Annotated in this window: 25 protein-coding genes and 1 other annotated feature; all 25 genes read right to left on the reverse strand. The window is 43.3% G+C overall.

Annotated elements, in window-relative coordinates:
* Positions 1-22: 22 nt before the first annotated feature.
* The 25 genes from pyrE to ftsA all read right to left on the reverse strand — a co-directional run bounded on the left by pyrE (position 23) and on the right by ftsA (position 26,508).
* A complete protein-coding gene (gene pyrE, locus AC3WLU_RS10720) occupies positions 23-658 on the reverse strand; it encodes an orotate phosphoribosyltransferase (RefSeq protein WP_268936716.1) in 636 nt (211 codons plus the stop codon).
* Positions 652-1,368 (reverse strand): orotidine-5'-phosphate decarboxylase, encoded by a 717-nt coding sequence (gene pyrF, locus AC3WLU_RS10725; RefSeq protein WP_054396936.1) that lies wholly within the window; start codon positions 1,366-1,368, stop codon positions 652-654. The genes pyrE and pyrF overlap by 7 nt, the downstream gene beginning before the upstream one ends.
* The gene (locus AC3WLU_RS10730) at positions 1,340-2,281 is read right to left on the reverse strand and encodes a dihydroorotate dehydrogenase (RefSeq protein WP_492597251.1); all 942 of its coding nucleotides are present in this window, start codon (positions 2,279-2,281) and stop codon (positions 1,340-1,342) included. Before AC3WLU_RS10730 ends, pyrF begins: the two co-directional genes overlap by 29 nt.
* Positions 2,278-3,057: a dihydroorotate dehydrogenase electron transfer subunit gene (locus AC3WLU_RS10735; RefSeq protein WP_034313832.1), complete on the reverse strand. Its 780-nt coding sequence runs from the start codon at positions 3,055-3,057 to the stop codon at positions 2,278-2,280. The genes AC3WLU_RS10730 and AC3WLU_RS10735 overlap by 4 nt, the downstream gene beginning before the upstream one ends.
* Positions 3,054-6,260: a carbamoyl-phosphate synthase large subunit gene (gene carB / locus AC3WLU_RS10740; RefSeq protein WP_057278431.1), complete on the reverse strand. Its 3,207-nt coding sequence runs from the start codon at positions 6,258-6,260 to the stop codon at positions 3,054-3,056. Before carB ends, AC3WLU_RS10735 begins: the two co-directional genes overlap by 4 nt.
* Positions 6,239-7,345 (reverse strand): carbamoyl phosphate synthase small subunit, encoded by a 1,107-nt coding sequence (locus AC3WLU_RS10745; RefSeq protein WP_492597252.1) that lies wholly within the window; start codon positions 7,343-7,345, stop codon positions 6,239-6,241. Before AC3WLU_RS10745 ends, carB begins: the two co-directional genes overlap by 22 nt.
* Positions 7,342-8,628 carry a dihydroorotase gene (pyrC, locus tag AC3WLU_RS10750; protein ID WP_411739748.1) on the reverse strand — a complete coding sequence of 429 codons (1,287 nt, stop codon included), beginning with the start codon at positions 8,626-8,628 and terminating at the stop codon, positions 7,342-7,344. Before pyrC ends, AC3WLU_RS10745 begins: the two co-directional genes overlap by 4 nt.
* Positions 8,591-9,526, reverse strand: coding sequence for an aspartate carbamoyltransferase catalytic subunit (locus AC3WLU_RS10755; RefSeq protein ID WP_278088531.1), 936 nt, complete (start codon positions 9,524-9,526; stop codon positions 8,591-8,593). Before AC3WLU_RS10755 ends, pyrC begins: the two co-directional genes overlap by 38 nt.
* Positions 9,527-9,723: 197 nt before the next feature.
* On the reverse strand, positions 9,724-11,013 hold the full coding sequence (locus tag AC3WLU_RS10760) for a solute carrier family 23 protein (protein WP_057278435.1): 1,290 nt from the start codon (positions 11,011-11,013) through the stop codon (positions 9,724-9,726).
* Between the two features lie 177 nt (positions 11,014-11,190).
* Positions 11,191-11,772, reverse strand: a complete 582-nt coding sequence (gene pyrR / locus AC3WLU_RS10765) for a bifunctional pyr operon transcriptional regulator/uracil phosphoribosyltransferase PyrR (RefSeq protein ID WP_057278480.1) — start codon at positions 11,770-11,772, stop codon at positions 11,191-11,193.
* A 157-nt stretch (positions 11,773-11,929) separates the two neighbouring features.
* Positions 11,930-12,847, reverse strand: coding sequence for an RluA family pseudouridine synthase (locus AC3WLU_RS10770; protein WP_063576908.1), 918 nt, complete (start codon positions 12,845-12,847; stop codon positions 11,930-11,932).
* On the reverse strand, positions 12,840-13,310 hold the full coding sequence (gene lspA, locus AC3WLU_RS10775; RefSeq protein ID WP_492597253.1) for a signal peptidase II: 471 nt from the start codon (positions 13,308-13,310) through the stop codon (positions 12,840-12,842). Before lspA ends, AC3WLU_RS10770 begins: the two co-directional genes overlap by 8 nt.
* 208 nt (positions 13,311-13,518) lie before the next feature.
* Positions 13,519-16,287 (reverse strand): isoleucine--tRNA ligase, encoded by a 2,769-nt coding sequence (gene ileS / locus AC3WLU_RS10780; protein WP_063577797.1) that lies wholly within the window; start codon positions 16,285-16,287, stop codon positions 13,519-13,521.
* An 87-nt stretch (positions 16,288-16,374) separates the two neighbouring features.
* Positions 16,375-16,617, reverse strand: a binding site (T-box leader).
* A gap of 63 nt (positions 16,618-16,680) precedes the next feature.
* A complete protein-coding gene (locus tag AC3WLU_RS10785) occupies positions 16,681-17,196 on the reverse strand; it encodes a DivIVA domain-containing protein (protein WP_034313857.1) in 516 nt (171 codons plus the stop codon).
* Positions 17,197-17,281: 85 nt separating this feature from the next.
* A complete protein-coding gene (locus AC3WLU_RS10790; protein ID WP_057278437.1) occupies positions 17,282-18,055 on the reverse strand; it encodes a YlmH family RNA-binding protein in 774 nt (257 codons plus the stop codon).
* 134 nt (positions 18,056-18,189) lie between these two features.
* The gene (locus tag AC3WLU_RS10795) at positions 18,190-18,456 is read right to left on the reverse strand and encodes a YggT family protein (protein WP_034313862.1); all 267 of its coding nucleotides are present in this window, start codon (positions 18,454-18,456) and stop codon (positions 18,190-18,192) included.
* Positions 18,457-18,462: 6 nt separating this feature from the next.
* Positions 18,463-18,927 carry a cell division protein SepF gene (locus AC3WLU_RS10800; protein WP_057278438.1) on the reverse strand — a complete coding sequence of 155 codons (465 nt, stop codon included), beginning with the start codon at positions 18,925-18,927 and terminating at the stop codon, positions 18,463-18,465.
* Positions 18,928-18,948: 21 nt separating this feature from the next.
* The gene (locus tag AC3WLU_RS10805; protein WP_098184672.1) at positions 18,949-19,620 is read right to left on the reverse strand and encodes a YggS family pyridoxal phosphate-dependent enzyme; all 672 of its coding nucleotides are present in this window, start codon (positions 19,618-19,620) and stop codon (positions 18,949-18,951) included.
* A gap of 2 nt (positions 19,621-19,622) precedes the next feature.
* Positions 19,623-20,450, reverse strand: a complete 828-nt coding sequence (gene pgeF / locus AC3WLU_RS10810; RefSeq protein ID WP_413000538.1) for a peptidoglycan editing factor PgeF — start codon at positions 20,448-20,450, stop codon at positions 19,623-19,625.
* 55 nt (positions 20,451-20,505) lie between these two features.
* Positions 20,506-20,775, reverse strand: a complete 270-nt coding sequence (locus tag AC3WLU_RS10815) for a YlmC/YmxH family sporulation protein (protein ID WP_034313870.1) — start codon at positions 20,773-20,775, stop codon at positions 20,506-20,508.
* A 228-nt stretch (positions 20,776-21,003) separates the two neighbouring features.
* Positions 21,004-21,783 carry an RNA polymerase sporulation sigma factor SigG gene (sigG, locus tag AC3WLU_RS10820; RefSeq protein ID WP_034313871.1) on the reverse strand — a complete coding sequence of 260 codons (780 nt, stop codon included), beginning with the start codon at positions 21,781-21,783 and terminating at the stop codon, positions 21,004-21,006.
* 150 nt (positions 21,784-21,933) lie between these two features.
* A complete protein-coding gene (gene sigE / locus AC3WLU_RS10825) occupies positions 21,934-22,653 on the reverse strand; it encodes an RNA polymerase sporulation sigma factor SigE (protein ID WP_034313874.1) in 720 nt (239 codons plus the stop codon).
* Positions 22,654-22,711: 58 nt separating this feature from the next.
* On the reverse strand, positions 22,712-23,638 hold the full coding sequence (gene spoIIGA, locus AC3WLU_RS10830) for a sigma-E processing peptidase SpoIIGA (RefSeq protein WP_063576910.1): 927 nt from the start codon (positions 23,636-23,638) through the stop codon (positions 22,712-22,714).
* Between the two features lie 369 nt (positions 23,639-24,007).
* Entirely contained in the window at positions 24,008-25,165 is a 1,158-nt protein-coding gene (ftsZ, locus tag AC3WLU_RS10835; RefSeq protein ID WP_034313879.1) for a cell division protein FtsZ, read from the reverse strand.
* A 44-nt stretch (positions 25,166-25,209) separates the two neighbouring features.
* Complete coding sequence (gene ftsA / locus AC3WLU_RS10840) at positions 25,210-26,508, reverse strand: cell division protein FtsA (RefSeq protein ID WP_057278442.1); 1,299 nt, start codon at positions 26,506-26,508, stop codon at positions 25,210-25,212.
* Positions 26,509-26,563: the final 55 nt, after the last annotated feature.

The raw sequence follows: 26,563 nt of genomic DNA on the forward strand, positions 1-26,563 counted from the left end.
AGTGATTGGGCCCCCTCTATTTTCATGCCGAAATCCAAGCTGTATCAGCCGGATTCTCCCGCCATTTTTTTAGTTTTTCCAATTCTTCTGCCGTGATGTACCCTTTATCATTAGCGACTTTTATCAAAGTAGAGTAGTCACTCAACGAATGGTTAATAATGCCCTCAGCTTCGAATTTTTCTTTTCCCTTTTCCAATTCGTAAGTAAAGATCGAAACGACTCCTAGAACATCACATCCAGCCTCTTTCAGCGCGTTAACAGCAGTAATCACACTTCCGCCGGTTGAAATCAAGTCTTCTACAACGACCACTTTTTGTCCTTGAACTGCGCGGCCTTCGATTTGATTGCCCTTACCGTGCTCCTTGGCTTTGGATCGAACATAGCACATCGGTGCATTTAATTTTTCACTCACCCAAGCTGCATGCGGAATGCCGGCAGTTGCTGTGCCTGCAATCAGTTCAGCCTCAGGGAAATGCTGTTCAATCAAACCTTTCAATCCTTCCGCTATTTCATTGCGAACCTCTGGGTATGAAAGGGTCAAGCGATTATCACAATAAATGGGTGATTTAATTCCAGATGCCCAAGTAAAGGGGTCATTCGGCTGTAGGTACACTGCTTTTATTTCCAATAGATGTTCAGCTATCTTATTATTTAACATGATATTCCCTCCCAAGCTGCTTTCATATCCAAATACGCCCTTAATGGATCTGCCGCCCCCGTTATGGCTCTCCCTACAACGATGGCATCCGCTCCAAAATCCCTAGCTTGTTCAGGCGTGGCAATTCTCTTTTGATCATGCGTCTGTCCACCTGCACTTCGGATTCCAGGTGTGACGGTCAAGAATTCATGACCGATGCGTTCATGTATGTTCTTTACTTCATGGGTAGAACAGACGACGCCATCCAATCCTGCCTGTCTAGTAAGTTTTGCATAATGGAGGACCGAATCTTCCAGAGACCCGGCAATGTTTTGCTCAGCATTCATTTGTTCTTGTGACGTACTCGTCAGTTGGGTAACCCCAATGCATAATGGACGTTTTTTACCAGCGGACGTACCCTTATCCAGACCTTCCATGGCTGCTTCCATCATCTTTTGTCCACCTGCCGCATGTACATTGACCATGTCAGCTCCTAAAGCTGCCAATCCGGTCATGGCCATTTTAACGGTATTTGGAATATCATGAAGCTTCAAGTCCAAAAACACATCATGGCCTTGCTCCTTTACGAAAGAAACGATTGATGGACCATTCTGATAAAATAATTCCATCCCCACTTTTACAGCCAGTTTTTCCGAATGGAACTGTTTTAGAAATGTCTCCGTTTGAAGGAGGTCAGGGAAATCAAGAGCGATTATTAGTGACTGTTTCATTTTGCTTCCAGCTCCTTCCGGTACATTCTGAAATATGGTCAAATCCCAGCTCATCCAACAATTTCGGTAATTCTTCGATGATGGTCGGGCATACAAAGGGATCCACGAAGTTCGCGGTTCCCACTGCAACAGCACTGGCACCCGCATAGAAAAATTCAATGACGTCTTCCGCCGTAGCGATGCCGCCCATTCCGATTATTGGAATAGAAACTTGCTGGCTAACCTCATAAATCATCCGGAGCGCTACAGGTTTTATTGCAGGACCAGATAATCCACCCGTTCTGTTAGAAAGGATCGGTTTGCCCGTTTTTAAATCCAGTCGCATGCCGACTAATGTATTTATCATGGTCAACCCGTCGGCCCCGCCATCTTCAACTGCTTTGGCCATATCCACAATATTACTGACATTCGGTGAAAGCTTCACATAGACTGGGACGGAAGATACTTCCTTTACCGCCATGGTTACCTCTTTGGCAACTTCCGGTACCGTACCGAAAGCTATGCCTCCTTCTTTTACATTCGGACAAGAGATATTCAATTCAAGTGCTTTCACATTCCCCGCCTTGCTTATTTCACTGGCAACTTTTACATAGTCTTCTATTTGCGAACCTGCAACGTTGGCAATGATGGGAACATCATACCTACTTAGCCAGGCCAGCTCTTCACTGATGACCTTTTCCAAGCCTGGATTCTGCAGACCGATGGCGTTCAGCATTCCCGAAGAGGTTTCCGCAACACGCGGAGTCGGGTTGCCGAACCTCGGCTCAGGAGTGGTCGCTTTGATCATGATCGCCCCAAGAATATCCAAGTCGAAAAATTGACTGTATTCACGGCCGAATCCAAAGCATCCAGATGCTGGCATGACCGGGTTTTTCAAGTGTAATCCTGGTAATTCAACTGAAAGCCTGCTCATAATACCACCTCTCCTGCCCGGAATACGGGTCCATCGCTGCAAACCTTTTTATAACTGAAACCAGTTGGGTCATCCCCTGTATGACACACGCAAGCAAAGCAGGCACCGATGCCGCATCCCATCCTTTCCTCAAGGGACAGGAAAAGCTTTTTCTCACGATAGCCCGATTCCAAGGCTCTTAACATTGGTGTAGGCCCGCATGAAAAGATCGTTGCAAACTCTTGCTCCAGATTGTCTATTACCGTCGTAACAAATCCTTTTGTCCCGTATGAACCATCCACCGTGGCAATATAGGTATCACCTAATTCACTGAATTCTTTTTCGTAAAAGATGGCTGACTTGGTCTGGAAGCCCAATACATGGATTACCGTAACACCTTTCGCAACCAACATTTGTGATAATTGATACAGGGGCGGGACACCAATCCCGCCGCCAACCAATAATGCCGTTTCACCCTGTTTAGCCTCATGAACGGGAAATCCGTTGCCAAGGGGTCCAAGGATATCGACCGCTTCCGCCTCTTTACGCTGCGATAACAGTGTCGTTCCTTTACCTTCAGCCCGGTATATCATCGTGAACTGTTTTTCACTCCTGTTGTAAGAAGAAATCGAAATCGGGCGTCTTAACAATGGCTCAGTGCCTTCTGTTGTCTTGACTTGGACAAACTGGCCTGGTTGATTCATCTCTGAAACCAATTCACCTTGCAGGGTAAGTTCAAAGATGGACGGGGCCAGTTCCTTATGATTTAACACCTTCATTCTTTCCTTCTTGATCATATATAGCTCACCTCACGACTTTTTTCCGTTTTTCCCATTGCTTCTGCCGAGAAGGTCATGGATTCTATCACTCTTAAAATGGCTTCTGCCGTATCAAGTGATGTTAGGCATGTCACTCCATTTTCAACCGATTCACGTCGGATTCTGAAACCATCCCGTGCCGGCTGCTTACCTTTTGTCAAAGTATTTATAACAAATTGCGCTTCCCCGTTCCGGATGACATCCAGCAGGTTTGTACCTTCTTCGCCAATTTTTCCGACAATCGCAGTCGGAATTCCTGATTGCTCCAATAGGGCAGCAGTTCCGCTGGTGGCTATCAGCTTGAAGCCGATATTATGGAAACGCCTTGCTAAAAGCAGCGCTTCCTGCTTATCTTTATCCGATATCGTCAATAACACCGAACCATGCCCCTTGATCTTGAAACCGGAAGCGACCAGCCCTTTATATAAAGCTTTTTCAAGGGTGGTATCTTTCCCCATTACTTCACCAGTCGATTTCATTTCAGGTCCGAGTGAAATGTCCACACCTCTTAATTTCGCAAATGAGAAGACCGGCACTTTCACATAGACCCCCGTTTGTTCTGGCACTAACCCCGATTTGTAACCCTGGCTTTCAAGTGTGTGACCCAAGATGACCTTCGTGGCTAAGTTAGCCATCGGCACATTCGTAATTTTACTTAAGAATGGAACGGTTCGGCTGGAACGTGGATTTACTTCAATCACATACACTTCTTCATTGCTGATGACATATTGGATGTTCAAGAGACCGATTATATTCAAGCCTTTTGCCAACCGGGTCGTATAATCAATGATTACTTCTTTTTGTTTTTCCGTTAAGTTTTGTGGCGGATAGACTGCAATCGAGTCACCTGAATGGACGCCGGCGCGCTCAATATGCTCCATGATCCCAGGGATAACGACCGTTTCGCCATCGGAAATACCATCCACTTCGATTTCCTTACCTGTTAAGTAGCGGTCTATCAGGACAGGGTGATCCGGATTAATTTTCACGGCATTTTTCATGTAATGCAGCAATTCTTCTTGTTTATAGACGATTTCCATCGCTCTTCCTCCGAGGACATACGATGGCCTTACTAAAACCGGGTACCCGATATCTTCAGCGATGACGATCGCTTCATCAACCGATGTTGCAGTTTTACCCTTTGGCTGAGGAATGCCTAAATCCTGAAGTGCTTTTTCGAATTTATTGCGATTTTCCGCCCTATCCAGGTCTTCAAGTGAAGTACCTAGGATTTTCACTCCTCTTTCAACCAGACCATCTGCAAGGTTGATTGCTGTCTGTCCGCCAAACTGGACGATGACCCCTTCCGGTTTTTCCAAATCGATGACATGCATGACATCTTCAATAGTCAATGGTTCGAAATAAAGTTTGTCGGAGATACTGAAATCCGTCGAAACTGTTTCGGGATTGTTGTTGATGATGATCGCTTCATATCCCGCTTCCTTGATGGCCCATACCGAGTGTACGGTCGCATAATCAAACTCTACTCCTTGCCCGATCCGAATTGGGCCTGATCCCAGAACAATGACACTTTTCTTGTCAGTGACGATGGATTCATTCTCATCTTCGTATGTCCCATAAAAATACGGAGTTTCCGATTCGAATTCGGCAGCACATGTATCAACCATTTTGTAAACAGGGATGATTCCTTGCTGTTTCCGGTATTCATAGACATCAATTTCGGGAACTCCCCATATTTCCGCGATCGTTTTGTCAGAAAACCCTAGTTCTTTAGCCTTTTGCAATACTTCACAATCAAAAGAATGTTCTTTAAGCTGCTTTTCAAAGTCGATTATCTTTTTCAACTTATGCAAGAAGAATAAATCGATCTGGCTCCATTCGTGGATGGTTTCGATCGTTTTTCCCCTTCTTAACGCTTCACCGATATAGAATAACCGTTCATCTCCGGCTTTTCTGATCCGTTTCTCTATCTTTCCATCCTCAAACTCGTCATTCAAATTAAGGTGGAATATACCCGCTTCAAGGGAACGGACAGCTTTTAAGATTGATTCCTCGAATGTACGGCCGATTGCCATGACTTCTCCGGTCGCTTTCATTTGGGTACCGAGCCTACGGTTGGCGCTTTCGAACTTATCGAAAGGCCAGCGCGGAATTTTCGTAACGACATAGTCCAGTGCCGGTTCAAAGCTGGCATAGGTTTTGCCAGTGACAGGGTTCATCATCTCATCGAGCGTCAAACCAACGGCTATCTTTGCTGCTAGCTTTGCAATTGGATAACCAGTCGCTTTTGAAGCAAGTGCCGAAGAACGGCTGACCCTTGGGTTCACTTCAATGACATAATATTGATAGCTGTTTGGATCTAGCGCAAGCTGAACATTACATCCACCTTCAATTTTCAAGGCGCGAATAATCTTCAAAGACGTATTTCTAAGCATTTGATACTCTCTGTCACTTAATGTTTGGCTTGGTGCCGCGACGATTGAATCGCCTGTATGGACACCGACAGGATCGAAGTTTTCCATATTACAAACGACTATTGCATTATCATTGGAATCACGCATCACTTCATATTCCACTTCTTTAAAACCGGCAATGCTCTTCTCAAGCAGACATTGGTGAACCGGGCTGCTTTTCAGGCCACCCTCAACGATCTCGATAAGCTGCTCTTCGTTATCACAAATCCCACCGCCTGTTCCGCCAAGCGTGAAGGCTGGACGAACAATGACCGGGTAGCCGACTCGTTCAACGAATGTATAAGCTTCTTCCAGGTTATGAATAATGTCGCTGTCAGGCACAGGTTCCCCAAGATCGTTCATTAGCGTACGGAAAAGGTCACGGTCTTCCGCTTGTTGTATAGCCGAAAGTTTAGTCCCAAGAATTTGGACATTGCATTCTTCCAGAATTCCTGATTCGGCAAGCTCAACTGCCATGTTCAAGCCAGTCTGTCCGCCCAAGGTAGGTAACAGTGCATCCGGGCGCTCTTTACGAATGATTTTGCTGACAAATTCCAATGTGATCGGTTCGATATAAACCGCGTCAGCCATTTCAGTGTCTGTCATGATTGTCGCAGGGTTAGAGTTAATCAGGATCACTCGATAGCCTTCTTCTTTTAAGGCTATACACGCTTGGGTTCCTGCATAATCGAACTCGGCGGCCTGTCCGATGACGATCGGACCGGAACCAATTACTAAGATGCTTTTTATATCATTGCGTTTTGGCATGTTTTTTCCCCCTTGTTGGTTGCAGCTTCAATCATTTGTAAGAATTCATTGAATAAGTAGTTGGCATCTTCCGGACCTGGTGATGCTTCCGGGTGATATTGTACGGTGAAAGCCGGATACTTTTTATGGCGCAGGCCTTCAATCGTATCGTCATTCAATGCTGTATGTGTCACAATAAGATCTGTACTTTCAATGGAAAGCTCTTCAACTGTATATCCATGATTTTGAGATGTGATGGATACTTTTCCGGTACGAAGGTCCCTGACCGGATGATTCGAACCTCGATGGCCGAATTTTAATTTTGCCGTATCCGCCCCGTTTGCAAGTGCGAATAATTGATGTCCTAAACAGATTCCGAATAACGGTACTTGCGTTTGGATTGCACGGATCATTTCGAGCGTCTCAAGAACACTTTTCGGATCTCCAGGGCCGTTTGAAAGCATTACGCCATCCGGATGGTATTGCATCACTTCTTCGGCCGTGACGTTATAAGGCACAACCACGACATCACAGCCGCGCTTCGTCAACTCACGTAAAATCCCATGCTTCATGCCGTAGTCTACAAGAACAACCCGCGGGCCTCTGCCCGGGCTGGAATAAGGTGCTTTTGTTGAAACCTGTTTTACCTGATTAGAAGGAATCACCGTTGCCTTCAATTGGGAAACCACTTCATTTGCATCTTTATTGATATTGCAAAGCGCCCCTTTCAGTGCACCTGATTTCCTGATGATTCTTGTCAGCTTTCTCGTATCGATTCCGCTTATTCCAGGTATGTTCTTCATTTTCAGATATTCATCTAGTGATAGTTGGTTTCGCCAGTTGGAAGGAAGTTCTGCTGTTTCCTTAACGACAAATCCTGCTATCGCTGGATTGATGGATTCAAAGTCATCGCGGTTTATTCCGTAGTTCCCGATTAATGGATACGTAAGTGTAACGATTTGACCGCAATACGATGGATCGGATAAAATCTCTTGGTAACCCGTCATTCCTGTGTTAAAAACGACTTCACCTATTTTTTCTACGTCCCCTCCGAATGCTTCCCCAAGGAATACTGTCCCATCTTCTAAAATTAGCTGTCTTTTCATCCTTGAACACGTCCTTTTTCCCAAGCTATTTTTCCTTCTGCAATCGTCATGACTGGCCAGCCATAACATTTCTTTTCATTAAAAGGTGTATTTTTCCCTTTTGAAGCAAACTCTTCAGCATTGATTTCTTTTTCCGTTTCCAAATCGATGAGTACGATATCCGCAGTAGCACCTTCTTTTAGCTCTCCATAAGGAAGGGAGAAGCTTTCGGATGGTTTGATTGTCATGAAATCGATCAATTGCTTTAATGTTATGATGCCCTTTTTAACCAATTCGGTGTAAAGCAGCGGGAAGGCCGTTTCCAATCCTACTATTCCGAAAGGAGCCAGCTGCATTCCCTGCGCCTTTTCCTCTGCCGCATGCGGGGCATGGTCTGTTGCTATAAAATCGATGGTTCCGTCAAGCAATCCTTCTATCAACGCATCCCGATCTTCACGGCCCCTTAATGGCGGGTTCATTTTATAATTCGTATCAAGTCCCGGTATATCATCTTCACACAATAATAAGTGATGCGGTGTAACTTCGGCGGTGACACGGATACCGGCGCGTTTGGCATCCCTTACCGTCCTTACCGATTCCTTCGTGGAAATATGGCAAACGTGATAATGGCAGTCCGCCGCTTCGGCAAGAAGGATATCCCGGGCGATATGTACAGCTTCACATACCGACGGAATCCCATTGATTCCTTGTTCTTTTGAGAATCTTCCTTCATGTACGGAGCCTTTATTGATTAAGCTATTGTCTTCACAATGAGCAACAATGGCCATATCTTGAGCGGCTGCCCGTTTCATCGCTTCCAGCATCATCCCGGCTTCTTGAATTCCTACGCCATCGTCCGTAAAGGCGAAAGCACCCGTTTGTTTTAGTGAAGCAAAGTCGGTCAGCTCCTTGCCAGCTTCCCTAATCGTGATGGATGCATATGGGAGTACTCTGACATGAGCCGTTTCTTCAATTTTCCTGTTAAGCGCTTCTAGGTTCTCCACTGTATCAGGAACTGGCCTAGTATTAGGCATCGCCGCTACCGTAGTGAAACCGCCTCTTGCCGCTGCAAGCGTCCCGCTTGCGATTGTTTCCTTATGTTCGCCGCCCGGTTCGCGTAAATGGACATGCAGGTCAACAAGCCCGGGTGTAATCAGTAATCCTCTAGCGTCAACTACGTTACAATTTTCCGTCTCCAAGTTCTCGCCGATCTTTGTGATGACCTTGCCTTCTATCTCAATGTCCGCTTTTTTGAATGAGTTTTGATTATCTAGCAATACTCCATTTTTGATTACTGTTTTCATGGATGTTTCCCCCTTCGGTTTGTTCGAGCACATTTTTTAATACGGCCATTCTAATGAATACGCCATTTTCCATTTGTTTAAAAATTCTCGAGCGGCTGCATTCGACTAAATCACTGTCTATTTCAACACCGCGGTTTATTGGTGCAGGATGCATGATGATCGCATCCGGTTTCATATTTTTTTCACGTAGTTTGGTCAGGCCGAATTTTTCCAGGTAATCTCCATTTGCCTGATCGTATTTATCAATATGCCTTTCATGCTGTATTCTAAGCAGCATGACCACATCCGATGTAGCTACCGCATGATCGATGTCTTCATATCTTCCTAAACTGTTTGATCTGTCAAACCATTCAGGCGGGCCCGAAAATACGACATTCGCTCCTAAACGAGTCAGTGCTTCTGCATTCGATTTCGCAACCCGACTATGCCTTACATCACCGATTATCGCAATCTTAAGACCTTTGAAACTTTTAAACTCTTGTTTAATCGTCAATAAGTCCAGTAATGATTGGGTTGGGTGATTTCCGCAGCCATCCCCTGCATTGATTATTGGAATTCCGATCTTCTCATTCAATTCGTCAAAATAATTATCCTGTTCATGACGGATGATCAAGGCATTTACACCTATCGCTTCTAACGTTTTAACTGTGTCATATAAGGTTTCGCCTTTTAACACGGATGATGTACCCGCATCAAAAGGAATGACCTCAAGTCCCAATTTTCTTTCAGCCATTTCAAAGCTTGATTTTGTACGTGTACTTGGTTCAAAGAAGAGATTGGCAACTGTGGTCAGCTGCTTTGGAATCCAGCTGGCTCCGTTGGCAAAACACTCTGCCTCATGTAAAATCCTTTCAATTTCACTTATTGTCAATTCATTCATGGTCAATAATTTTTTCATCGATCCTGCTCCTCTCACATTTGTGATGCGGGGCATAAAAAACACCCCGCCATTAAGGACAGGGTGTAGGTCATAAAGATTGTGAGGACACGGATTGGTTTACACTTTTCCCCGTTCTCATTCATCTTTACAGCAACACCCTTTTAAGCCTCTCTGGACTTCTTTTAAAAGGTGATCTATTGTTTTGATGCAATATCTTATTTTCCAAATATATCTCCGGATATTTTTTCCCGGTCAGGAAGAATCAAGTTAAGAAGGATTCCGACGATGGCTGAAAGTGCCATTCCGGAAAGCGATACCGTTTCCGATAGTTGTACGAACGCTCCTCCGATTCCTAACACCAAGATGACTGAAGCTATCATCAAGTTTCTTTTTTTGTCAAAGTCTACCTTATTATCAATCAGCATCCTCAATCCACTTGAGGCGATGATACCGAAGAGCAAGATGGAAATGCCGCCCATCACAGCTGTAGGTATCGAGCTGATGACTGCTGAAATCTTACCGTTAAAGCCAAAGATGATTGCAGTCAATGCTGCCCCTCCGATGATATAGACACTGTACGCCTTCGTCATGGTCAGGACCCCAATATTTTCACCATACGAAGTCAGCGGCGGCCCACCGATGAAGGACCCAATCATGATTCCTGCGCCATCTCCTAAAATCGAGCGATGCAAGCCTGGCTTTTCCAAAAAGTTTCTGCCGACTACTTTGCTCAGTACCATCTGATGTCCGATATGTTCTGATAAAGTTACGATGGCAACCGGTACCATGATGGCAATGACTTCCCATGAGAAGGTAGGTGTATAGGTTACATACGGAAACATGAATTCAGGCATTTCCCACCATTTTGCTGCCTTGATCGGTTCATAATCTATTATTCCTGCTACAGCCGAACAGCCGTAGCCCACTATGATTCCCATTAAAATGGGGATCAAGTTTATGAATCCCTTAAAGAACACGTTGCAGATGATGGTTACCGCTAAAGTGATCAGCGCTATAATTATATAAGTGACGCTGTATTTATCTTGCGGATCATACATTGCCATGTCCACTGCCGTTCCGGCAAGGCTTAATCCGATTACGATAATCACCGGTCCCACCACAACCGGAGGAAGTATATTCATTAACCAGCGCAAACCGACTTTCTGGATGATCAAAGCTACAATCCCATATATGAACCCTGCCGCAAAACAACCAATCATGGCCGCTTCCGGACCTCCCAAAGCCTTAGCCGCGATGATTGGCGTAATGAAAGCGAAAGATGAACCGAGATAAGCTGGTATCTGACCTTTCGTTATCAGTAAGTATGAAAGTGTTCCCAACCCGCTTGATACCAGTGCTACCGCCGGGCTTAAACCTACCAGGAATGGCACCAGCACCGTTGCACCGAACATGGCGAACAAATGCTGGATGCTTAACGTAATCCACTGTCCAGCCTTTGGCACGTCCTCGACATCCAGTACGATGTCCCTTTTCGTTTCTTCCATTTCCGTATCCCCCTCATGAAAATTCCATCAAAACTGTAAAAACCCTCTTTGCTATATACAAAGAGGGTTTCTCAGAAGGTAAATGCCTATACATAGGGCACAGCTCTTCCGATTGACTCCCCTTTGCCAGCCTCTCTGGACTGTCTTTAAAAGGGTAATATGAAATTTTCATGGTGTTTAGTTTTCTAATATAGTAACTTGATCTACTTGATCTACTTCTGTTAAAGTAACTGTAATTTTTTCAGATTGTGAAGTCGGAACGTTTTTACCGACGAAATCCGCGCGAATCGGCAATTCCCTATGTCCCCTATCCACTAATACGGCAAGCTGGATCTGCGAAGGTCTTCCCAAATCCACCAGAGCATCCATTGCGGCTCTAACGGTTCTGCCTGTGAAAAGAACATCATCCACTAAAATCACTTTCTTGTCAGTGATATTGACCGGAATGTCAGAGCCTTTTACGATGGGTTCCCCATCATTGCTCTTTTTCGAAAGGTCGTCGCGATAAAGCGTAATATCCAGTTCACCCAGCTCTATTTCCTTGCCTTCTATTTGATTGATGCGCTTCGCAAGTCGGTCAGCGAGGAAAATCCCGCGTGTACGTATCCCGATTAAGACGCAATCCTCAATCCCCTTATTTTTCTCAATGATTTCATGGGCAATCCTCGTCAAGGCTCTGCTAATGGCCTGCTCATCAAGTACTATGGCTTTCTCATTCAACACGTCGGCCACCCCGATTCTTTTTTCTGATAAGTCCATTTCAACAAAAAAATCCTCATGCCAAGAAGGCATGAGGATTTTACCGCCGTGGGCATAATTATCCCACTTTGCGTATCCGTTTCCTTCTCAGTCTCTCTGAACTGTGTTAAAGGTTCTTATTAAGTTGTTATTATAATATATCAAAAAAGTGAATGTGTCAATCCTTACTTCTACGTAATTGATTAATTAGATTTTCAAACTCCTCCGGAATCGGAGCTTCGAATTCCATATACTCATTAGTACGTGGATGAATGAAACCTAGAAGACCGGCGTGCAACGCTTGTCCATCCAATTTCAGGGTCTTTTTCGGACCATATTTCGGATCTCCCGCCAGTGGGAAGCCAATGTATTTCATATGAACACGGATTTGATGTGTCCTTCCCGTTTCAAGCTGGCATTCCACCAAAGTGAAATCTTTGAAGCGTTCGATGACACGGAAATGCGTGACGGCATTTTTGGCATTCGAATCTGTGACAGTCATGCTTTGGCGATCTTTTTTATCGCGGCCGATCGGTGCATCGATCGTTCCGAAATCATGAGGGATCACACCATGAACTACAGCTTGATACTTACGGGTAACCGTTTTGTCAACAAGCTGCTGTACCAGTTTCTCATGTGCCATATCATTTTTGGCAACCATCAATAGACCTGATGTATCTTTGTCGATCCGATGGACGATTCCAGGACGCATGACACCGTTGATTCCAGAAAGATCCTTGCAGTGAGCCATCAATCCATTTACAAGCGTGCCAGATACATGTCCCGGTGCCGGATGGACGACCATACCGCTCGGTTTATTAACCACGAGTACATCTGCATCTTCATAATAAATATCCAAATCCATTTCCTCTGCTACCGCATCCAATACCTCAAGTTCTGGAATCGTCACTTCGATTGTATCGCCAGGAACAGCTTTGTAATTCGTTTTAATAACCGCGCCATTTACCAAAACATGATCTTCCTTGATCCATTGCTGGACCTGAGTGCGAGACCATTCCTCATTCAAAGTGGAAAGGGCCTTATCAATCCTAACTCCTTTTAGTGTTTCATCGATGCTGTATAACCTTTTATCCATTATCTTTCTCCTTAGCGTTTTTTTCTTCTAAAAACATATGAATCACGAGCAGTCCGACACCAATTGAAAGCGCAGCATCAGCAACATTAAATACCGGGAAACTGTAGCTGAAAATATAGGTATGAACGAAATCCACTACTTCCTGACGAGCAACACGATCGATGAAATTACCAATCGCACCGCCTAGCATGAGACCAAGTGCAACTCCAAGTAAAATGCTTTTCTTCGCCATTTTCTGAATATAATAGACAAGTCCAATGATGACAGCGATGGTGATGATGTAGAAAAACCACATTTGACCTTGTAGAATTCCCCATGCTGCCCCACGATTACGATGCGAGGTGATATATAGAAGGTTTTCAATAATTTCAATGCTTTCTCCGTACTCCATTTTTTTCACAATCATCCATTTTGTCAGCTGATCGAGAGCTATGACCAAAAGGGCAATCAAATAATAAAACACATTTTTTCCCCCAAACTAATCAAATCTTCACTTTTGAATTGTAGCATAAACTAGAAATAATGACTAATCCGAAAAACAGAAGTCCGCTAACTGCTCCTTAAGAATATCGGGAAGATTGGATAAAGGCAAAATTCTACGATTGGGGTTTTAGCTTTCATTCACACAAAAAAGCCGGCCCTTCATATAGGGACCGGCATTTTTGCAGGAATTATTGATTCACGTAATGTTCTTTCACAACTGTAGCACAACGCGGGCAAAGTGTTGGATGATCCTCCACTTGACCTACTTCCTTCGAAACATTCCAGCAACGTTCACACGTTTCACCTTCTGCTTTTGTAACAAGGATCGCTATATCCTCAAGTTTAACCGCTTCGGCTGGGGCACTTGCCACATCTCCAGCGATTTCAAATTCGGATACGATGAATAGCTGTTCAAAGCTTTCCTTGATGCCATCAAGCAGATTTTTCGTTTCTTCATTAACATATACCGTCACTTTAGCATTCAGTGATTTTCCAATGACCTTCTGGTTCCGGGCTTCTTCCAATGCTTTCAGAACATTATCCCGGACATCCATGAACGCCGTCCATTTTGCTTCAATGACTTCAGCATCTTCAATGGAAATTTCTTCAGGCATCAATGTCAACTGTACGCTTTCTTCCGTTACACCCGGAATGAACGCCCATACTTCATCAGCTGTATGAGAGAGGATCGGTGATACCAATTTGGTCAAGCTGACCAATGATTCGTAAAGGACCGTTTGAATGGCCATACGCTCTTTCCCATTTGGTGCTTCACAATAAAGAATGTCTTTTGCATAATCAAGGTAGAACGAACTTAAATCCTGTGTACAGAAATTATTGACCATATTATAAATGGTAGCAAACTCATAATTTTCATAACTTAGCTTCGACTGTTTGATCAGCTTATTTAATTTAACCAGCATGAATCGATCGACTTCAGGCAATTCTTGAACAGCCACTTTATCGGTCTTAGGATTGAAACCATCCAAGTTCCCTAACAGGAAGCGGAATGTATTACGGATCTTGCGGTAAACTTCCGAAACTTGTTTTAAAATAGGATCGGAAACCCTGACATCCGATTGGTAATCCACCGAAGCTACCCAAAGACGTAAGATATCTGCACCAAGTTGATTCATGACCTTGGATGGCAGTACGACGTTCCCAATCGACTTACTCATTTTACGGCCTTCGCCATCCAATGCGAACCCGTGGCTAAGTACACCTTTATATGGTGCTTTGCCTGTAACGGCAACGCTTGTTGAAAGTGATGAGTTAAACCAGCCGCGATATTGATCGGACCCTTCTAAATAAAGGTCAGCAGGGCGTTGCAAGTCGTCTCTTTCTTCAAGTACCGCTTGATGAGAAGAACCGGAATCGAACCATACGTCCATGATATCCGTTTCTTTCGTGAAGATACCATTCGGGCTGCCTTCATGTGCATAGCCTTCAGGCAGAAGATCTTTCGCTTCACGCTCAAACCAGATGTTTGAACCGTGTTCGCGGAATAGGTTTGAAATATGGTCGATGGTTTCATCCGTAATGATCGGCTCGCCATTTTCTGCATAAAACACTGGAATTGGTACGCCCCAAGCGCGTTGGCGGGAAATACACCAATCCCCACGGTCACGCACCATATTGAATAGACGCGTTTCGCCCCAAGCCGGAACCCATTTCGTTTCTTCAATCGCTTCCAGAAGTTCATTGCGGAAGTCCTTGATTGACGCGAACCATTGTGCTGTTGCACGGAAGATCGTTGGCTTCTTCGTCCGCCAGTCATGTGGATAAGAGTGTGTGATGAACGTCAAGTTCAATAACGCGCCTGCTTCAGTTAATTTTTCGGTAATCGGTTTATTCGCTTGATCATAAAATAATCCGGCAAATTCCCCTGCTTCTTCCGTCATGACCCCTTTTTCATCTACAGGACAAAGTACGTCCAAGCCATATTTTTGCCCAATGATAAAGTCGTCTTCACCATGGCCTGGCGCAGTGTGAACACAACCCGTTCCAGCTTCAGTCGTTACGTGCTCACCTAACATCACTAAAGATTCACGGTCATAAAGAGGGTGTTTGGCAACAGCACGGTCCAACTCGCTTCCTTTTACTGTTTTTTGGATGGACGGGTTTTCCCAGCCTAATGTTTCCGTAACCGATTCAAGCAGTGCCTCAGCAATTAAGAATTTTTCATTTTCGACAGCCACTACTACATAATTTAATTGCGGATGCAATGAGATACCAAGATTAGCTGGAATCGTCCATGGAGTTGTCGTCCAGATGATGATCTTGACGCCTTCATCGATCACACCTTTGCCATCTGTGACTTCAAAAGCAACATAGATCGACGCAGAGCGTTTGTCTTGATATTCAATTTCAGCTTCGGCTAGCGCCGATTCACTTGAAGGGGACCAGTAAACAGGTTTTTTCCCTTTATAAATGTAGCCTTTTTTCGCCATTTCACCAAATACCTTGATTTGCTGTGCTTCATATTCAGGCTTCAATGTGATATAAGGATTTTCCCAATCACCACGGACCCCTATTCTCTTAAACTGCTCCCGTTGATTGTCAATCTGGCCATAAGCATACTCTTCACAAAGCTTTCTGAATTCGGCAACGCTCATTTCTTTCCGTTTCACGCCTTTTTTCGTCAATGCCGTTTCGATTGGAAGCCCATGTGTATCCCAGCCAGGTACATACGGTGCTTGAAAACCGCTCATCGATTTAAATCGGACAATGAAATCCTTTAAAACCTTATTCATTGCATGGCCCATGTGGATATCGCCGTTAGCATATGGAGGTCCATCATGCAAAATGAATAAAGGACGTCCTTCCGTTTGCTCTTGCACTTTTTTATAGATGTTCATTTCTTTCCATTTTTCTTGGATTTCCGGTTCACGCTTCGGCAAATTCCCCCGCATTGGAAATTCAGTTTTAGGCATCAATAAGGTATCTTTGTATTCCATCATAAAATCCTCCATCCGTCTTTTAAAAAATTCATTCGAACCGATGACTTGATATCCGGCCAAAATAAAAAGCCCTCTCATCCCTAAAAAAGGGACGAGAAAGCTTTGCTTCCCGCGGTACCACCCTGGCTAGAAAGATTCACAAAAGTGAATCCAACCTCTCGAGCATTCGTAACGTGAATGAAACGCTTCATTTACTTACTGCAAAAGCAGGTTCAACTCAGAACTCAAGGGTGATCTTCAATTCTTCGCTTATTCCGGGCTTTCACCATCCCCGGTTCGCTAAAAATAAGTGTGTGAAGAATTTACTTTCCCTGTCATCGTCTAATTTCATAATGAATTGTATTGTTAAAAAATTATATGCGAAAAAAGTGTTCAAAGTCAAGGAATCGTTTAAATTTCCTCTTCCACTCTCTCATTTAATTCTATTTCAGTCGCATCCACTTCATAATCCAGAAGATGATCCCAATCGTCATTGTCCAGCAAATCCAGCTGTGCACCGACAAGCATTTTGAAACGTGTCCGGAATACTTTGGATTGCTTTTTCAAATCTTCAATATCCATCGCTATTTTCCTTGCTTTCACAAGTGACTCATTTACGATCCTGTCAGCATTTTTCTCTGCTTCCTTTATGATCAGTTTCGCTTCTTTTTGGGCATTGCGCCTTAATTCTTCGGCTGCTTCCTGTGCGACAATAATCGACTTGTTAAGTGTACCCTCAATTGTCGTAAAATGTCCCAAACGATCAAAAGTCTCGTTCAGTTTATCTTCAAGTTCCTTCTTCTCCCTCAAAATCAGTTCATAATCTTTAATGACCTGGTCGAGAAATTCATTTACTTCATCTTCATCATACCCTCGAAATACTTTGTTAAATTCCTTGTTATGTATATCTATCGGGGTTAAGGGCATTACGGCACCTCCAGAACGGTTTCTACTCTAGTATGTTAAAACTCTATATTCGACAATAAATTTATGATTCCTGCTTTTTCTTGAATTATTTTTGTCTGCCTAACGAGATTCTCCACTTATCCTTCTTGGTTTTCCCATCGATTGAAGCTATTTTACATCTGCCAAAACCTCTGATGGAAAGTGTGTCACCCTCACGGCATTCTTCCGAGACGTTTTCCGTTTGCTTGAAATTCACCTTTACTTTTCCTGACGTTATCAAGGACTGGGTTTTTTGACGGGACAAATTCAGGACGGCCGATAGTACACTGTCAAGCCTAAGAGAACTGACGGTGGTTACTTGCTCTTCCCATTTTTCCTTAACTTGAACGATATTCCCGATTGGAAGCCGTTTGATGGAAACGGAAGCATTACCTATTTTCTCCAGATTTCCAGTGAGATATGAATCCATCTCTTCGGCAGCTATAAATTGAATATCCTCTTCCGTCACTATTATATCACCAAATTTTTCACGTTTTACCCCTAGTGACATCAAGGTTCCAAGTATTTGCCTATGTTCAAGCGTTACAAATTTTTTTGGATAGGAGATATCGTATAAGGAGATATTGAAATCAGATGGTTCAGGAGAGTAATAATCAGGGTAAATGAGCACACGTTTTCGCTCTACGAAATCGCTCCCGCCATTGAATTGCAGTTTCGCTTCCGGATCATTCCCTATTAGGGAAGTAAGGATTTCCTGCTGACGCGGATCAAGAAAATCAGATAGTTTCGGAGCGTAGGAATGTTTAACCTGATCAATCCAATTCATGGCCTGGTCGATAAAATCTTTTTCCTCCGGCCTGAAATGCTGATAAATACTCATGATTGAATAAATGCTCCTTAGTTATCAAATTAATGGTCGATCATCTGGAATTGATTGAACTCATTCTGCGTTGCAACTACACAGCGGAAAATGTTCCGACTGTGTAGTAATATGCATGTCAGGTTAATTGTTGATCATCCAATTAATGTCTGTAAGTAATAGATTCCATAACCGCTGGCAAAATTAAGAACCAGCAAGGCCACAAGAGGTGAAAGATCAATCATGCCAAGTGGCGGAATGAACTTTCTGAACGGTTCTAAATACGGTTCGCAAATTTTTTCCAAAAACTGACCGATTGATGTCTCCCTTGCATTGGGGAACCATGACATCAATATGTAAACGATTAATGCCATTGAATAAATTTCAATTAAATAATATAAACCCTGAAGCACTAGACCCATTAACCATTACCACCTCGCTTCTTCGTACTCCTCTTCGGCGGCGAAGCCGGTAATATTACCGGAAACATCGACGTTGTCCGGGGTACATAAGAATATATCTGTTCCGATTTTTTGGATATCCCCGCTGATTGCATAGACAGTCCCACTTAGAAAATCGATGATTCGCTTTCCTTGGTCATGCTGGATCCGTTGAAGGTTCACGACTACTGCGCGCCTGTTTTTCAAATGATCAGCTACCTCCTGGGCTTCTGCATAAGCACGCGGCTCCAATAATACTACTTTAGAAGATTTTTGTACGCTTTGCAAACTTACGATATTCTGATTGGTATTATTCCCTGCAGAAGCGGACTGCTGCTGTTTAGCTGACTTCACGACTTTTGGTTCAGCCTCCTCTTCTTCCACCACTTCTTCCCTGTACTCATACTCATCATCCAGCGCGAAATAAGATTTAAATTTTGATACGAACGACATCTATAGCGTACCTCCTTAAAATTATTCGCCTACAAGTGCTGTACCAATCCGGATCATTGTAGCGCCTTCCTCAATGGCAATCATGAAATCATTGGACATACCCATGGACAATTCAGTACAGGGGGCATGCTTCAACTCCAAAGCTTGTATTTCAGCCTGGATGCCTTTCAGTTTCCGGAAGCATTCCCGCAAAATCCGTTCATCATCGGTCAATGGAGCCATCGTCATCAATCCTGCAACATTCACCTTATCAAAAGCAGATAACCCTTTTATGAAATCAATAGTCGCTTCTGGATTCAGACCATGTTTTGATTCCTCACCAGATACATTCACCTGCACTAAACAGTTTATCGGCTCATTAGCGCGTTTTTGAATTTCTTCTGCCAAAGAAATGCGATCCAATGAATGGATATATGAAATTTTATCGATGACATTCTTAACTTTGCGTGTTTGCATGGAACCAATATAATGCCAGTTTGGCTTGTCCTTCAGCACTTCATATTTAGCCAATAGCCCTTCGTCACGGTTTTCGCCCAAATCAAGTATTCCCGCTTCCAATGCTTCATTCGCTCTCTCGACCGAAACATATTTCGTCACTGCGATCAACTTTATCGCTTCACGGTCCCTTCCACTATTTTCACATGCTATATTTATTTTTTCTTCGATGTTTTTTAAATTGTCCACTACTTTCACTGTTACTCTAAATCCTCCTTCCAACCGATAAAACTCATCAATCTGCCTGTCTTCCCGTTATCACGGCGATGTGAAAAAAACAATTCATGATCACAGCTTGTACAGTATGATGTAACGTCGATCTGACTATTTGGAATTCCTGAGTTTTGAAGAATCAATGCATTAAGTTGCTTAAGGTCTAACTGATATTGTCCTTCACTGATTAAATTATAGGGCTTTTCGTCAATATCTACCAGCAAATTCTGCACTAAATCCATGACATAATCATCAACTACATAGCATTTTGAACAAATCGAAGGTCCAATAACAGCAAATATCTCACTTGCTTTTATACCCTCATTCAGCCATGCCTCAACCATCTTTCGTGCAATCCCATTAACCGTGCCCTTCCAGCCAGCATGTGCCACCCCAATCATACCATGTGCCGGAGCAAGAAAGTATAAGGGCACGCAGTCTGCATAGCAAAGGGTCAATAGAACGTTTGGGTCCTTCGTATAGAATCCATCAGTCGCTTTATAGGCTGAATCATAATCCGCAGCACCTCTCCCGCAATCGCGGCTGGTAACCTGATGGATATTCGTTTCATGTGTCTGCTCGGCCCCTATCCATTCATTAAGCGGAAACATCAGCTTATCTGCTATAATCCTGCGGTTTCCCTGGACATCACCAAGTTTATCCCCGACATGAAAACCGGTATTCAATGTTTGAAAATCACCTGTACTGACTCCACCATTTTTTGTGGTGAAGCCCGCTACGAGCTGGAGATTTTTTTGTCTCCAGCTGTCAATGAGCATATATTGGTCTTTTATTAAAACAAATGGCTCTTTCATGCAATAAACCTCTTTATTTTTAGTCTAGTGTATCATATATTTGCGCCATGCACCTTTAAAAACGTTCATCTTTCAGTTCTCCTTGAAATACCGTCTGATGTTCAACAAGTATGACATCCGCACCGATCTTTTTTATTTTGCGCCATGGAATCACAATGTCTTGTTCTCTTCCAAAAAAGCCCATTAATCGGGTGCCATTTGAAACGACGATGGCCTCTATTTTCCCCGTGGCCGTATTTATTTCAAGGTCTGACATATTACCCAACTTCTTCCCATCCGCTATATTGACGATATCCTTTATTTGAAATTCTGAAATCCTGGTCACATCACTCAGCTCCTCAAAAATTCATCATAGATGAAGGTCCTATTCCTATGTATATGACAAGATGCGCTCAAGGATGAAGATTACGATAAATAAACGTCCCCGATTCACGATCCCTTCCGGAAGGGATTTTCAACAAAATAAAAAAGCCGCAATGGATAAGTAGCTATGAAGCGGGTATCGACATTTTTGCCCTGCCCGCTTCAGCTAACTTTTTCTCATGCTCAGCTTCTACTGTTGGATATTTTTATTCATTTGCTTGATTGCCGCTTTTTCCAAGCGGGAGACCTGTGCTTGTGAAATGCCGATTTCCTCGGCTACCTCCATTTGCGTCTTCCCTTGGAAAAACCGTTTGCGAAGGATCATTTTTTCCCGGTCATTCAACCGTCTCATGCCTTCATTTATAGCTATTTCATCAATCCAGGTACTATCTTTATTTTTTTCATCACTCAGTTGGTCGAGTACATAAATCGGATCCCCGCCATCATTATAAATCGGTTCAAAAAGTGAAACTGGATCTTGTATAGCATCTAGTGCAAAAACAATTTCTTCATGAGGTACTTCCAACACCTTGGCGATTTCTTCAGCTGTCGGCTCACGAAGGGTCTGGCTTATGAGCTTTTCTTTTACCTGCAAAGCTTTGTAAGCGATGTCTCTTAAAGAACGGGATACCCGAATCGGATTATTGTCACGAAGATATCTTCTGATTTCTCCAATAATCATCGGTACAGCATACGTTGAAAACTTAACATTTTGACCTAGGTCAAAGTTATCTATCGACTTCATCAACCCTATACAGCCTACCTGAAATAGATCATCTACATACTCTCCCCGATTGTTGAAGCGTTGAATGACGCTTAGAACGAGTCGAAGATTCCCGTTTACCAGTTTCTCTCTTGCTGAAATATCGCCATCTTGCAGTTCTTTAAAGAGTTTTCTCATTTCTTCATTCTTTAAAACCGGTAATTTTGATGTATCCACACCGCAGATTTCAACCTTATTACGAGACAAAATTATTCCCTCCTCACAGGAGCGCTGTACAAAAAACAGTATTTCCGCGGGAGGAAAAAATATGCACATGGCTAGAACAGAAAATCCCGATTATTTTTCAATATTACTACCGAAGTATTGATTTGATTGACATTTAAGCACTTTATTTTTTTACACCATTTTATTAAATTCTTTACGAAGCCTCTTAATAATCCGTTTTTCCAAACGCGAAATGTAAGATTGGGAAATCCCCAGCATGTCGGCAACGTCCTTTTGGGTTTTTTCTTCTCCTCCTGCAAGTCCAAAACGGAGTTCCATTATCTGTTTTTCACGTTCCGATAACTGTGTAAGTGCTTTTGTTAGCAACTTACGGTCAACGTTTGCCTCAAGGTCTTTCGTGATAATGTCATCATCCGTTCCAAGTACATCGGATAACAGTAGTTCATTTCCATCCCAATCAATATTCAGAGGTTCATCAAAAGAAACTTCAGAGCGGATTTTGTTATTTCTGCGTAAATACATCAATATTTCATTCTCGATGCATCTCGATGCATATGTAGCCAGTTTTATTTTCTTCTCTGGATTGAATGTATTCACAGCCTTGATCAAACCTATGGTACCTATGCTGATTAAATCTTCAATGTTGATGCCTGTATTTTCGAATTTCCTGGCAATATAAACAACCAGCCTTAAATTACGTTCAATCAAGATCGAGCGTGCAGCTTCATCGCCATTTGGTAATTTATTGATCAGTATTGCCTCTTCTTCCTTTGAAAGGGGCGGAGGCAGTGCCTCACTCCCTCCTATATAAAATATTTCGTCCGTTTTCAATCCGAGCTTGAACAATAGTTTGTACCAAAAGTAAGTAAGCCGAAGAATGAATTTCTTCAAAATAATTCTCCCTTCTAATAAACGGATTATGGGTCAAATTCAAGAGTGAATCGATGGTTCAGGAGGCAGTTTGCACCGGTATGCCGGTTAACATCTTCGGGTGAACGATAGATTGATAGCTATTGTCGGGAGAGAGTTGTTGAAAGGTAAACGAAATGAGACCCTGCTTGACATGAAATTCTTTTTCTCCTTGAACGATTTTAATATAATCCGGTTTGATTGCGGTTAACAGCTGATGTTCATGACCTACGACTTTATAAGGGATGACACGCATTCTTCCTGTCCATGAATATTCGGGCTGCACTTCCTGGCTAATCAGGGTATCGGGGTTTTTAAAGAGCTCTAGCATATCATTCGGAATTCCCGTTTCCGAGCCTGAAAGAGAAATGATCATTACTGGGGAACGTGTAATCGGGTCATATAGTTGATTGCCGCTATCCACCAATCCATGAAACGTTCCTTCAAAGTCAGAAATTTTAACCGAGACCGAAACCATTTGTTCATGTGTAAGCTTGGTCATTTCCATCCCTTCTAATGTTCGCTTGGAAAATTGCCATGCGAGCGGGAACCCGATCATGACGAATATCCAGCTGACAGGGTCGCCAAAACGATTGATTCCGGCATATTGACCAGGGTCCTTGGACACGATTTGGAATTCAAATAGGTAGTGAAGTCCCAGAAGGATTCCTCCCGATAAAAATGTCACAAAATATAAAGTGGCCACCGATTTCACGAAAAGTTTTAGCCTATTAAACCCAAAGGTTGCCAGCACCATGACCATGGATACTAAAATCTTCATGTATACCCGGTCGGCAATTGCATAAAAAGGAGTGAATGCCAATACGATAATGAAGGAACCAATCAGTCCGCCGATGCACACCCGCCAAAGAGCTACCCTTCGTTTGAGAATGATTGCGGTCCAATATAAAAGGAGGCAGTCAAATAACCAATTCAATAACCAGATCACATCTAAATATAAAGTCAAACACCCTCCCCTCCTTATATGAACTAACCTTCCACTAGCAAAAAGTATAGCGTACCTGCCCTAAGAAAGTGTGTCACTTTTTGTACTGAAAACTTAAGAGTTTTTCAGTCATTTTTACCCTTTTTGTAGAAAATCAGCTATTGATATTTTCAATACTGTCTTAGAGACTATCCTGCTCCCTTTTACTGCTGTCGATTTATGTTATAAACGTTTAATAATTTCTCTCATCTTTTACATTAATGAATGGAAGTGAGCAAAAGATGGAAGCTCCCTTCTGCCTAGGCAACATCCAGCACAATTCCGTCTAGGGATGCATTTTATTAACGACAAAAAACCGTCCCCAAATGGGAACGGCATATGACGTCGTTATTAACGGCGTCTATTACGGTTACGGAGGAAGGTTGGAATATCCAAAGCCTCATCGCCTTGATTGGCATTACGTGCAGGCTGTTCATTGACTTCTTCCCTCTTCACTTCACGCTTCACGTTTGACTGTGGCGTTTGTTGTGTCTGAGGTCTTGATTGCTGCTGCTGTCCGAGTGTTGGACGTCCAGTAGGCCGAATTGAAGCTTCAACCTCGTTAAAGCCTGTAGCAATTACCGTAACGACGATTTCATCTTTAAGGTTTTCATTGATAACAGAACCAAAAATCATGTTGACGTCTTGATCGGATGCTGTAGCCACGATATCGGCCGCTTCCTGGACTTCAAAAAGACTTAGATTCGTACCACCGGTAATATTCATCAGTACACCTTGGGCGCCATCAATCGATGTTTCAAGCAACGGACTGGAAATGGCTTTTTTCGCCGCTTCCGCTGCACGGTTTTCCCCGGAGGAAATCCCGATTCCCATAAGAGCGGAACCTTTGTTGGACATGATCGTCTTCACATCGGCAAAGTCCAAGTTAATAAGACCTGGAACAGCAATTAAATCTGAAATCCCTTGTACACCCTGGCGAAGTACATTATCCGCTTCACGGAATGCTTCAAGCATTGGCGTGCTTTTATCGACGATTTCAAGGAGGCGGTCGTTCGGAATGACGATGAGTGTGTCAACCGATTCCTTCATGGATGAAATGCCGCCTTGTGCCTGTGTTGCACGTTTTCGGCCTTCGAAAGTAAATGGACGGGTAACTACACCCACTGTAAGGGCCCCTAGATCTTTAGCAATGCCCGCTATGACAGGAGCTGCCCCCGTTCCCGTACCGCCGCCCATTCCAGCCGTTACGAATACCATATCGGCACCTTTAAGTGCTTCTTCAATCTGCTCTTTGCTTTCTTCAGCAGCTTTTTTTCCTACCTCTGGATTGGCACCTGCACCCAAACCGCGTGTAAGCTTCCCACCGATTTGCATTTTGATTTCTGCTTTTGATAGATTAAGAGCCTGTGCGTCAGTATTGACAGAAATAAACTCAACGCCCTGTACACCATGCTCGATCATTCTGTTTACCGCATTGTTTCCGCCGCCGCCAACACCTATTACTTTTATCGTTGCTAATTGTTCTAGATTAGAATCAAACTCCAACATGACAATCCTCCTATTTTGACGAAATTCCCGATTCTTAATGATTGTTATTCAAAAAAGTAACCCAGGATTTTTTTGAATTTAGATTCACCTTTTTCACCTTGTTTTTTAGCCGTGTTCTCTTTATTTTTCTGAGAAACCTTCTGGCTGCGCTGGTCGTTATCTTCTTGAGCTTGTCCAGCTGCTACAGGAGTTTTATTAGCGGTGTTTTTTTGCATTCTCTCTTTCTTGCATGCGTGTTTAATCAAACCAACAGCCGTGGTGTATTGGGGTTCCCTAACACCGATGTAATTGGGTTCAGCTGTCCTTACTCGGTTTTGGAACACATATTGAGCTAGCTCCAGGACACCCGGCATCTTGACGACGCCCCCGGTCAACACGAAACCACCCGGTATATCCTGGAAGCCAAGTCTCTTCAAATCATCTTGAATCAACTCGAATATTTCGGTCACCCGCGCTTCAATGATATCCGAAAGCATTAACTGGTTGCAGGTCTGTTGCTGATCGCTGCCGATGATCGGTATTTGGAATACTTCATCTTCAGACGCGTCATCATAATAGGCATGTCCATGCTTTACTTTTATTTTCTCAGCTTCTTCCATAGTCGTCCTTAGAACGATGGAAAGGTCCTTCGTAAGTGTTTCCCCGCCTATAGGTATCACAGACGTATATTGTAAATAGCCTTGTTCGAAAATTGCCAGGGTCGTGGAACCTCCGCCAATATCGACAAGTGCCACACCAAGTTCTTTTTCATCCTTGGATAAAACAAGGGAACCTGCGGCTAAAGGCTGAAGGGCGATATCGGTTATTTCCAATCCTGCCCTTTCCACGCAGCGCAGCGTATTATGTAAAATTGTCCGAAGACCTGTGATTAAAATCCCTCTCATTTCCAACCGGACACCTATCATGCCCCGTGGATCACTGATTTCATCAAGTTCATCAACTTTGTAGTGAATCGGCACCACGTCGATGATTTCCCTGTCGGATGGTATCGTTATTAACTCAGCTGCTTCCCTGACACGGAAAACGTCATGCTCGGTAATCTCTTTATTGTCACTGGATACCGCTACTACCCCATGACACGGCTGAAGCGTCACATGATTTCCACTTATGCCGACGATTACCTTTGTTATCTCCATCCCTATCATCCGTTCTGCTTGCTCTATAGCCTTTTGAATGGATTGGACGGTTTCATCTATACCGACGATCGAACCCTTTTTGAGCCCTTCTGATTTAACATTTCCTACACCGATTATATTTAATGTGTCATTGACCATTTCCCCAATGATAACTTTTACACTGGATGTACCGATGTCAAGACTTACGTATATTTCGTTGCTGTTCATTCCATGGCACCTCCTTCAGTTTATACATGTATTAGTAGAATAACATTTTTATATC

The sequence above is a fragment of the Peribacillus sp. FW305-BF15 genome, assembly GCF_058783805.1.

Coding starts and splice junctions, on each gene's coding strand:
- pyrE (WP_268936716.1), bottom strand. CDS start 658: ATGTTAAATAATAAGATAGCTGAACATCTATTGGAAATAAAAGCAGTG.
- pyrF (WP_054396936.1), bottom strand. CDS start 1,368: ATGAAACAGTCACTAATAATCGCTCTTGATTTCCCTGACCTCCTTCAA.
- AC3WLU_RS10730 (WP_492597251.1), bottom strand. CDS start 2,281: ATGAGCAGGCTTTCAGTTGAATTACCAGGATTACACTTGAAAAACCCG.
- AC3WLU_RS10735 (WP_034313832.1), bottom strand. CDS start 3,057: ATGATCAAGAAGGAAAGAATGAAGGTGTTAAATCATAAGGAACTGGCC.
- carB (WP_057278431.1), bottom strand. CDS start 6,260: ATGCCAAAACGCAATGATATAAAAAGCATCTTAGTAATTGGTTCCGGT.
- AC3WLU_RS10745 (WP_492597252.1), bottom strand. CDS start 7,345: ATGAAAAGACAGCTAATTTTAGAAGATGGGACAGTATTCCTTGGGGAA.
- pyrC (WP_411739748.1), bottom strand. CDS start 8,628: ATGAAAACAGTAATCAAAAATGGAGTATTGCTAGATAATCAAAACTCA.
- AC3WLU_RS10755 (WP_278088531.1), bottom strand. CDS start 9,526: ATGAAAAAATTATTGACCATGAATGAATTGACAATAAGTGAAATTGAA.
- AC3WLU_RS10760 (WP_057278435.1), bottom strand. CDS start 11,013: ATGGAAGAAACGAAAAGGGACATCGTACTGGATGTCGAGGACGTGCCA.
- pyrR (WP_057278480.1), bottom strand. CDS start 11,772: ATGGACTTATCAGAAAAAAGAATCGGGGTGGCCGACGTGTTGAATGAG.
- AC3WLU_RS10770 (WP_063576908.1), bottom strand. CDS start 12,847: ATGGATAAAAGGTTATACAGCATCGATGAAACACTAAAAGGAGTTAGG.
- ileS (WP_063577797.1), bottom strand. CDS start 16,287: ATGGAATACAAAGATACCTTATTGATGCCTAAAACTGAATTTCCAATG.
- AC3WLU_RS10785 (WP_034313857.1), bottom strand. CDS start 17,196: ATGCCCTTAACCCCGATAGATATACATAACAAGGAATTTAACAAAGTA.
- AC3WLU_RS10790 (WP_057278437.1), bottom strand. CDS start 18,055: ATGAGTATTTATCAGCATTTCAGGCCGGAGGAAAAAGATTTTATCGAC.
- AC3WLU_RS10795 (WP_034313862.1), bottom strand. CDS start 18,456: ATGGGTCTAGTGCTTCAGGGTTTATATTATTTAATTGAAATTTATTCA.
- AC3WLU_RS10800 (WP_057278438.1), bottom strand. CDS start 18,927: ATGTCGTTCGTATCAAAATTTAAATCTTATTTCGCGCTGGATGATGAG.
- pgeF (WP_413000538.1), bottom strand. CDS start 20,450: ATGAAAGAGCCATTTGTTTTAATAAAAGACCAATATATGCTCATTGAC.
- ftsZ (WP_034313879.1), bottom strand. CDS start 25,165: ATGTTGGAGTTTGATTCTAATCTAGAACAATTAGCAACGATAAAAGTA.
- ftsA (WP_057278442.1), bottom strand. CDS start 26,508: ATGAACAGCAACGAAATATACGTAAGTCTTGACATCGGTACATCCAGT.